General features: G+C 69.5%; 11 protein-coding genes, 1 tRNA gene and 1 pseudogene. 8 read left to right on the top strand and 5 right to left on the bottom strand.

What is annotated here, in order from left to right:
- A partial coding sequence (locus tag ETD96_RS36705) for a DUF3662 domain-containing protein (RefSeq protein ID WP_138641091.1) occupies positions 1-393 on the bottom strand: 393 nt, incomplete at its 3' end.
- A gap of 128 nt (positions 394-521) precedes the next feature.
- Here ETD96_RS36705 and ETD96_RS36700 point away from each other — a divergent pair.
- The 3 genes from ETD96_RS36700 to ETD96_RS48300 all read left to right on the top strand — a co-directional run bounded on the left by ETD96_RS36700 (position 522) and on the right by ETD96_RS48300 (position 2,328).
- Positions 522-604 (top strand) — tRNA-Leu (locus ETD96_RS36700).
- A 159-nt stretch (positions 605-763) separates the two neighbouring features.
- Positions 764-1,720: an S-4TM family putative pore-forming effector gene (locus ETD96_RS36695; protein WP_138641089.1), complete on the top strand. Its 957-nt coding sequence runs from the start codon at positions 764-766 to the stop codon at positions 1,718-1,720.
- Between the two features lie 128 nt (positions 1,721-1,848).
- Positions 1,849-2,328 carry an ATP-binding protein gene (locus ETD96_RS48300; RefSeq protein ID WP_364554816.1) on the top strand — a complete coding sequence of 160 codons (480 nt, stop codon included), beginning with the start codon at positions 1,849-1,851 and terminating at the stop codon, positions 2,326-2,328.
- Here ETD96_RS48300 and ETD96_RS36690 read toward each other — a convergent pair.
- The gene (locus ETD96_RS36690; protein WP_138641087.1) at positions 2,261-2,758 is read right to left on the bottom strand and encodes a VOC family protein; all 498 of its coding nucleotides are present in this window, start codon (positions 2,756-2,758) and stop codon (positions 2,261-2,263) included. The two genes, ETD96_RS48300 and ETD96_RS36690, sit on opposite strands and share 68 nt — an antisense overlap.
- 559 nt (positions 2,759-3,317) lie before the next feature.
- Here ETD96_RS36690 and ETD96_RS36685 point away from each other — a divergent pair.
- On the top strand, positions 3,318-3,518 hold the full coding sequence (locus ETD96_RS36685; RefSeq protein ID WP_138641086.1) for a hypothetical protein: 201 nt from the start codon (positions 3,318-3,320) through the stop codon (positions 3,516-3,518).
- 178 nt (positions 3,519-3,696) lie between these two features.
- On the opposite strand, the gene ETD96_RS36680 is transcribed toward ETD96_RS36685, so the two are convergent.
- Together ETD96_RS36680 and ETD96_RS36675 are read right to left on the bottom strand one after the other, a co-directional pair.
- A complete protein-coding gene (locus ETD96_RS36680) occupies positions 3,697-4,113 on the bottom strand; it encodes an SRPBCC family protein (RefSeq protein ID WP_138641084.1) in 417 nt (138 codons plus the stop codon).
- Between the two features lie 52 nt (positions 4,114-4,165).
- Positions 4,166-4,501, bottom strand: coding sequence for a VOC family protein (locus ETD96_RS36675; RefSeq protein WP_138641082.1), 336 nt, complete (start codon positions 4,499-4,501; stop codon positions 4,166-4,168).
- Positions 4,502-4,589: 88 nt separating this feature from the next.
- Here ETD96_RS36675 and ETD96_RS36670 point away from each other — a divergent pair, with 88 nt between their 5' ends.
- Positions 4,590-5,222, top strand: a complete 633-nt coding sequence (locus tag ETD96_RS36670) for a CGNR zinc finger domain-containing protein (protein WP_240808494.1) — start codon at positions 4,590-4,592, stop codon at positions 5,220-5,222.
- 386 nt (positions 5,223-5,608) lie between these two features.
- Here ETD96_RS36670 and ETD96_RS36665 read toward each other — a convergent pair whose 3' ends face one another.
- Entirely contained in the window at positions 5,609-6,145 is a 537-nt protein-coding gene (locus ETD96_RS36665; RefSeq protein ID WP_240808493.1) for a VOC family protein, read from the bottom strand.
- Between the two features lie 91 nt (positions 6,146-6,236).
- On the opposite strand from ETD96_RS36665, the gene ETD96_RS36660 reads away from it, so the two are divergent.
- The 3 genes and pseudogenes from ETD96_RS36660 (at position 6,237) to ETD96_RS48290 (ending at position 7,715) form a co-directional block, all read left to right on the top strand.
- Positions 6,237-7,235, top strand: coding sequence for a helix-turn-helix transcriptional regulator (locus ETD96_RS36660; RefSeq protein WP_138641080.1), 999 nt, complete (start codon positions 6,237-6,239; stop codon positions 7,233-7,235).
- Positions 7,232-7,528: pseudogene (locus ETD96_RS48295) on the top strand (hypothetical protein); the annotation flags it as partial. The gene ETD96_RS36660 and the pseudogene ETD96_RS48295, both read left to right, overlap by 4 nt.
- Positions 7,488-7,715, top strand: a complete 228-nt coding sequence (locus tag ETD96_RS48290; RefSeq protein WP_420884829.1) for a hypothetical protein — start codon at positions 7,488-7,490, stop codon at positions 7,713-7,715. The pseudogene ETD96_RS48295 and the gene ETD96_RS48290, both read left to right, overlap by 41 nt.
- Positions 7,716-7,873 lie beyond the last annotated feature (158 nt).

Below are 7,873 nucleotides of genomic sequence, written 5' to 3'. Positions count from 1 at the left end.
CTCCCCGCCCTCCACCGTCGAGCCCCGGATCACCCCCGACCGGATCCGGAACATTCCCGTGGCGAGATCGCCCGCATTCTCGAACCGCACCCGCACCGGCCCCACGAAGGAGTACCCCTGCTCCTTCGCGTACTCGCGCGCGAGGTTCGCCAGCTCCTGGCTCAGGCTGTCGGCGTACACCTGCAGCCGCTGCCCGTCCTGCTGAGAGATCTCCACGACGAAGTCGTTCGGCACGAGGGTGCGGCCCTGCGCCACGATCGCAGCCCTGTCGTCCATCTCGCGCTGCACAGCACTGGCCACCTCGACCGGCTGCAGCTCCGACTTGAACGCACGGGCGAAGGCCCCTTCGACCATGCCCTCCAGCCGTCGCTCGAAGCGCTGAATGACGCCCACGGGCACCTCCCTTCCCCACTGGTAGACGATCGTATCGGTGCGAAGGTTCGCTAGGAGTATCTGGATACCTAACCACTGCCCGGCACGTGCTAGCCTTTTCGAGCACCCGGAAACGGGACGGCACCCATGGGCGGGTGGCGGAACGGCAGACGCGCACGGTTCAGGTCCGTGTGTCCGAAAGGATGTGAGGGTTCAAATCCCTCCTCGCCCACTCGGGGGTACAGACGAAAGTCGTGGCCCCACAGTGACGAAACGACCCCGGAGCAGGCAAGCTCCGGGGTCTTCGTCGTTACGGAGGCCAGTCTCCTGTGACCGCAGGGACCGAAGGGGCGGACGCGCAGCAGAGCACCCCGGCCCTCGGGTCCGGTTTGTGGTGGCCCACCACAGCGGCGGCGTGCACGGTGTGCCCACGCGGCCCATCCACGAGCGTCAACTCGAGGACGACATGCTGCGCCTGCAACGGGCGGCGTCGGCAAGCCACCAGCGCGGCCAGCTCATCGAGGCCGTCCGCGTCGGCGCCGCCGCCGTCCTCGCCGCCGCCGGAGTCCTGAGCACCCTGCTCGACCACGGGCGCCCCTGGGTCTCCATCGCCGGGTTCGTGTGGTTCCTGATCTCCGCGTTCCTGCTCAAACGCATGGCGGCGGCCACCGCACGCCAAGGCGCACTACTCCAGGAAATGTTCGACACCGCGCTGTTCCTGCTGCCCTGGCGCGCCACCGTCGCCGGTGATCCCATACCCGACCCGGATGTGCACCGGCTTGCCCGGAAACTGCAGCGCGGCTCGGCCAAGGACAAGCGCATCACCGACGGCTGGTACGACTCCACCGCCGACGTTCACCATCCATACGACGTGCTCATCGCTCAAGAACAGAACCTGGCATGGGACACCCGGCTGCGCCGCCGCTACAGCCACCTCGTCGCCGCCGCCGCGGCCGTCTGGACCGCGGCTGGCCTGGCGGCCGGCCTGGCCGTCGCGGACGTGACTCTGCCCGACACCCTGCTCAGCTTCTTTGTCCCCTCGTTGGCCGCCTACCAGATCGCCATCGAGATCTGGGCCGGCCAGCAGCGCCTCGCCGACGAACGCGAACGCCTTGCCAAGACCGTTGATACCGAACTGCGAAACGCAAAGCCCGGCCCGATCACCGACCCCGAGTGGAACCGCCTACGCGAGGCAACCCGCGACATCCAAGACGGCATCCTCCGCACCCGCCTGGACCCCACCCGGGTACCCGAATGGTTCTACCGCCACTACCGCAAGGGCGACGAACAGGACTTCGCCGACACCGCCGAAGGGCACCGCCGCCGCCTCGCCCGCAATCCCCCGTGATCAACCTCGAAGTCCCGCCCCGGCTCTGGAGCATCGTCCCTGACGGCCGGGGCGGGCGTTCCCGGGGATGTTGATCTGCGAGCGTGAGCGGTGCACAGGTCGTGTGCACCTACTGACGAAGCCCCGACCTGGGCGCCTACCGCATCATCCAGGAAGCCCTGACCAACGTCACCAAGCACTCCCCAGCTGCGCAAGCCCACGTGCGGCTCCGCTACACCACCGACCGGCTCGACATCACCATCACCGACCCCGGAGGAACTCCACCCGCTGGAGCAACGCCCGGTTCCGGGTACGGGCTGATCGGTATGCGCGAACGGGCGACCTCACTCGGCGGACGGCTGCATGCCGGCCCGCTGCTCGCAGGCGGGTTAGAAGTCGCCGCCCAACTCCCACTGCACCCGCACCACCCCAGCCTCGCCGACAGCCCCGACAAACGACCCCGACGGCACCGAGGGAACCCGCCGATGACGATCGGCGGATGCCGCCGGTGCCGTCGTCGAGGACGGTCGCAACTCCGCAGCCGTTTCTCGCTCCTAGACGTCAGCCGAGGTTGGATCCTCGGGCGGGGAAGAAGTCGGCGCTTTGGACGTACTCCATGGCCTTGGTGAATTCTGGGTCGGCGAGGCGGCGTTCCATTTCCTGCGGGCTCAGGTCCTCCACACGGGTCTGGATCCAGTACAGGTTGCCCAGCGGATCGCGTACCCGCCCGACCCGGTCTCCGAAGAACAGGTGGGTGACCTCGGTGACCGAGGTGCCGCCGGCCGCAACGGCCTGATGGTGCACGACGTCGGCATCCTCGACGTAAAGGCGGAGGAAGCCAGGGGTCGGCGGCCACTCCGGCCGCGCGTCGAACATCATCACCACTGAGTCGCCGATCCGTACCTCCGCATGCTCGATGGCCCCGTCCTTGCCCGCAAGGCACGCGAACTCCTCCGCGCCGAAGGCCCTCTTCATGTAGTCGATGAGCTGCACCGTGTCGCGCGAGATGATCCACGGCGTCACGGTGTGGTAGCCCTGGGGAACCGGCTTGACGGACATCTGACTGCCTCCTGGGATGTTGAGTGCCCTCATGCGGTGGTGACGCTAACCCCCGTCTAGGGCAGTTCCGGTCCTAGATACCACTCCGTTCCGTGCCGCAGGCCGTCCCACCTGGCCGCGCCCCGCCGCGGGGCCGGAAAGCCGTGGAGCAGGCGACCACCATCCGCCGCCCTTCCCACGGGGGCATGGTGGAGTGGATCGCCGACGAGTCGCACACAACTCCGTAGCGCTCGTTCCTGGTACGGCCGGCCGGTGTGCCGGTCATGAGGAGGTCATCCGGTCAGTGCGGAAGCCGAGCGTGCGGGGCGGTGAAGCGGGCCAGGGCCTGCTCGGGGGTGTGCAGGCCAGCCGTCCGGCGTCGCCGTGCCGGATGGCGTCCATGAGCGGCCCGGATCCCTGGTGGCCCCGGCGGCGCGGCTGACAATCGTCACGTCCGCCGCAGCGTAAAGGCGCCGCAGCTCGGCTGGCTCGCAGCTCCCGGGCGAGTATTCGCAGGGGGTGTGCCGGGGATGGGGCGTCAGCCGTTCCGCAGCCGGTGATCGACCGGTGCCCGGCGACGATGAGCGAACACGACGCGCGGGTCCGGGTGAACGTCTCGATCACCGTGGCCGTGTTCTTGCTCGGCCAGGCGAGACTGGTCTGCCGCGGGCTGGCTGCGGCGGCCCCGCTCGGTGGGCGCTCATCCCCGCCGGCCACGGCATCAGCAGCGGACCGCTGCTGCGCGGGCGTCGACTGGCACGGCAACCTGGTCGGCGGGTGATGATGATGGACGCGGGCGGGCCTCGACCGAGTTCGGATCGGTCGAGGCCCGTCTGGTGCGCGGCCTGGGTTACAGGTCGTGCCGGCCGGTCTTGACCTGGCGGAGCAGGTTGCTGTTCTGGTGGGTGGTATGAGCACCAGGGCGGGGCCGTCGGGGTTCTTGGAGTCGCGCGACTGACCTAGCCGGGGTGTTTGGTGGACTCCAGCGCCTGCTTGAAGATGTTCAGGCCGTGGTCCATTCCGGCCGCCATCGGGATGGTGAGCTCGTCCGGTCGCACGTCGTGGATCCAGACGAACCGGCTGCGGCCGTCCCCGTGCGGGACGACTTGCATCGACGCGTTGTCGTGTGCCGTCTGCATGGTGCCGCCGATGACCGAGAAGACGAGCCGGCGCAGTTCATCGTCGAGCGCGATGAGCCGCTCCCGCAGCACTGTTCCGTCGGCGAACGTGACGACCCTGACGTCCGGTTCGTCGAGCCGGCTGTCGGTGACGAAACCCGGGGCCATCCGGACGGGCCCGTCGGTGAAGTCGCTGATGACCGCCCACACGGCCGCGGGGTCGGCATCGATGATGATCTCTTTCTGCACGGAGGCCATGTCTGTCTCTTCCGTAGTGGTGGGAACCGGTCTCGCGCGGTGGTGAGCGCGTCTACGCGGCGACGACGCAGAACTGGTTGCCTTCGAGGTCGGCCAGCACGACCCAGCCGTCGAAGCGCCGCACTTCGCTCGCGCCAACGGCCCGGATGCGGTCGACCTCGCCTGCCAGGTCGTCGGTGAACAGGTCCAGGTGCAGCCGGTTCTTGCCGTCCCGGCGTTCGGGGACGGCCTGCAGGGACAGGCCGACGCCGCTCTTGTTCGCGTCCTCCAGGTAGGTGGTGCCCTCGTCCGAGGACGCGACCTGGTAGCCGGTGACCGCCTGCCAGAAGGCGGTGCTACCGGCCAGGTCGTTGGTGTCGATGCAGATGTTGCCGATGCTGATGCTCACCAGCGATCCCTTCTGATCTAACTGACGTATCGGTTACGTCGGTTAGGTAACCTACCATCTCTGATAGCCGGGTAGGGTGCGAGTCGTGATGAACGAGCATGCCGCCGAGCCCGTGCCGGACAACCTCACGACCGGGACGGCACCGATGCCGCTGCGTGTGATCGAGGAGTTCGTCAACACCCGCCGCCGGGACGGCGACGAGATCGCGACCCCGGACCAGTTGGCGACGTGGTTGCACGCCCGCGGCCTCATGCCGGCAGGCACGGTGGTGAACGCCGAGCAGCGCGACCGCGGCGAACGGATCCGCGAGGGGCTGCGCGCGCTGATCGCCGACAACAATGCCGAGCCGGTCTCCAGCCCGCGCCCGGACGGCCTGAACCCCGCCGCTCGCGCCGAACTCGCCGACCTCACCCGCGAGTTCCCGCTGATGCTCGACGTGACCGTCTCCCCGCCCCGGCTGGTCGCCCGCACCCGGGCGCCGGTGGAGGCGGCGCTGGCGAGCCTGCTCGCCGTCGTGGCCGAGGCCGTGGCGGACGGCACGTGGACGCGGCTCAAAGCCTGCCGGGAACCGAGCTGCCGATGGGCCTACTACGACCACTCCCGCAACCGGCGCCGGACCTGGTGCTCCATGGACATCTGCGGCAACCGCGCCAAAGCCCGCGCCTCCCACCACCGTAAATCCGCCGCGCCCTCGACCGGGGGCCAGCCGGCGAACCGATGACGCCGCGCCGTCGTGCCGGGCGGAGCATCGGCTCACCGAACATCTGATCAGTGGCCACGCCGACCACGAAACTGCGCGATCGTGCGTCTGTCGGCTCTCGCGCGGCCGGGGCGAAGAGGTCACCATCTGCAGCCGTCGAGAGCGGCCGGATCCGCCCCGACGTCCACATCATGACGCCGAAGAAGTTGGCTTTGCCGCTTTGGCCGGGTGAGGTGTGTGACAGCAACTCGTCGGGTATCCCGCGCCCACACCCGACGGCACCCCGCTCGGAAGCAGGTCTGAAGCTGCTCCCGAACAGCCGGTCACGTTGAGAGCTCGGGGCGCGTGAGCGCAGCGGGCTGCGTGGCCGCCGGCCCGCGAGGGGGCGAGCGGCCCCATTGTCCCCGTCAGTGCGGCAGCCGGACCGGTGCGCTGCTGCGGCCTCGGACGCGGCCGCTGAGTTCGGCGTCCAATGTCTCCTGGGCGACGCGCATGCCCGCCGCGTAGACGGGTTCCTGCAGGCGCTTCCACATCTCTTGTTCGGGAACGTCCTCGACGTGGGCGACCACCCACCAGATGTTGCCGAAGGGGTCCTTGATCCGGCCGCCCCGCTGCCCGAAGGCGTCGGAGGCGATGGGGGTGACGACGGTGCCGCCCGCCTCGACGGCGCGGGCGAACGCCGCGTCGGCGTCGGGTACGAACACGCGCAGGAGGCTCGGCATGGCGGGCCAGTCGGGACGTCGGTCGAAGGCGAGGACGACGGTGTCGCCCACGCGGATCTCGCCGTGGCCGATCAGCCCGTCCTCGGTGGCCACCCGGCCGAGTTCGGTGCCGTCGAATGCCTGGGAGACGTAGTCGAGGAAGGCTCCGGTGTCGTCGGTGACGACCCACGGCGCGACGCTGGTGTAGCCCTCGGGGGCGGCGCTGATCTGCTCGGACATCATGATCCTGTCTTCTTGTCGCTCGGCTGTCGAAGACGAACGTAGGCGGGATCTAGGCTTGTTCCGGTCCTAGATGCCGGGCATCCTGTGCACCATGTCCGGACCCACTTCGCGGCTGCTGTCGCTGCTCTCGCTTCTGCAGACGCCGCGCACCTGGCCCGGGAGCGAACTGGCCGAGCGGCTCGGCATCACCCATCGCACGGTCCGGCGGGACGTCGAGCGGCTCCGCGAGATGGGCTATCCGATCGAGGCCGACCTCGGCGCGCACGGCGGCTACCGGCTCGTCGCGGGCTCGGCACTGCCGCCACTGCTGCTGGAGGACGACGAGGCGGTCGCCGTCGCGCTGGGGCTGCGCACCGTCGCGGCGCAAGGTCTGCCCGAACTGGAGGAGGCGGGGATCCGGGCCCTGGCGAAGCTGAGCAATGCGCTGCCCACCCGCCTGCGCCACCGCGTCCGCGCCCTGGGCGGCTCGATCTCGGGCTGGATGCCCCCCGGCCGCACCGCCGACCCCGACGTCCTCACCGCTCTCGCCACCGCCATCGCGGGCGGGGAACGGCTGCGGATGCGCTACCGGGACCGGGAAGGCGCGATCACCACCCGGCACGTCGAACCGCAGCGGCTGGTCAGCGCTCACCGCCACTGGTACCTGTTCGCCTTCGACATCGACCGCGACGCCTGGCGCACCTTCCGAGCCGATCGCATCCAGACTCCGCGCGGCACGGGCGCCCGCACCTCCCGGCACCTGCCCGAGGAGGACCTGCAGACCCACCTCGCGCGAGCCGCCCTGGCCATGGCGCCGGTCTACCGCGCCGACGTCACCCTCCACCTCACCCTCGCCACAGCGACGACCCGGCTCCAGGACCACCTCGGCGACGGAACCCTCACCCCCGAAGGCGACCGGACGCGATGGCGCAGCGCCCGCGACACTGTCGAATGGCTCGCGCTCCGCCTCCTGTCCCTCGACTGCCCCTTCGAGGTCCACAGCCCGCCGGCCCTGCTCGACCACCTCGCCCGCATCCACGACCACACCCGTAACACCGCGCCCAGAGATGAAACCATCACCGACCGAGAGCCCAACAAGGAGGCACCGTGAGCAGGTCGGTGATCCGCTTACCGACGCCTCCCATCGACGACCACTACCGATTGCACGACGTCTTCCACCTAGCACATGCCGCCGTGCTCGACCGGTCCCCGGTCATCCGCTCCCTCATGAAGCTGAAGCGGCGCTCCCGGCCCGACATCGACCTCGCCGAGGACGGCGGCAGGGCGATCGCCATCGAGGAGGCCATGTCCGCGCTGGTGTTCGCCTACGCGAGCGAGCACAACTACCTCGAAGGCAAGGCCCGTGTCGACAACGCCCTGCTGGAGACCATCCGCTCCATCACCGCCCAGCTTCGAGGTGTCCACTCGCCGCGCCGCCGACTGGGAGAAGGCCATCCTCACCGGCTACCGCGCTTGGCGGCGCCTCCGCGAAACCGACGGCGGCTTCCTGGACTTCGACATGACCGCCCAGACCCTAGAGGCGTTGGCGTCCGGCGCGGGTGGAGGCCCCGTGGAAGATGATCTTCCCTAGCGTGGAATTCGGGGTGGACGAGACCCTGCGCTGATGCTGGTTAGCGGGTTTCATCGGTTCCCCACTCGGAGTTGGGAGTGGTGTGCCTGCGGAGAGCGCAGGCTGCCACTCCTTCGTCATGTTTACCCGGGGGGCGACCCCCGGACCCCCGATGTGGG

It is taken from the genome of Actinomadura geliboluensis (assembly GCF_005889745.1).
Lineage (GTDB): Bacteria > Actinomycetota > Actinomycetes > Streptosporangiales > Streptosporangiaceae > Spirillospora > Spirillospora geliboluensis.
This window is presented reverse-complemented; position numbering and strand designations above follow the sequence as displayed.

Excerpts from the sequence above, each read along its gene's own strand:
- ETD96_RS36685 (WP_138641086.1), top strand. The coding sequence starts at position 3,318 with ATGAGCGAACACGACGCGCGGGTCCGGGTGAACGTCTCGATCACCGTG.
- ETD96_RS36680 (WP_138641084.1), bottom strand. The coding sequence starts at position 4,113 with ATGGCCTCCGTGCAGAAAGAGATCATCATCGATGCCGACCCCGCGGCC.
- ETD96_RS36690 (WP_138641087.1), bottom strand. The coding sequence starts at position 2,758 with ATGTCCGTCAAGCCGGTTCCCCAGGGCTACCACACCGTGACGCCGTGG.
- ETD96_RS36660 (WP_138641080.1), top strand. The coding sequence starts at position 6,237 with ATGTCCGGACCCACTTCGCGGCTGCTGTCGCTGCTCTCGCTTCTGCAG.
- ETD96_RS36670 (WP_240808494.1), top strand. The coding sequence starts at position 4,590 with ATGAACGAGCATGCCGCCGAGCCCGTGCCGGACAACCTCACGACCGGG.
- ETD96_RS36665 (WP_240808493.1), bottom strand. The coding sequence starts at position 6,145 with ATGATGTCCGAGCAGATCAGCGCCGCCCCCGAGGGCTACACCAGCGTC.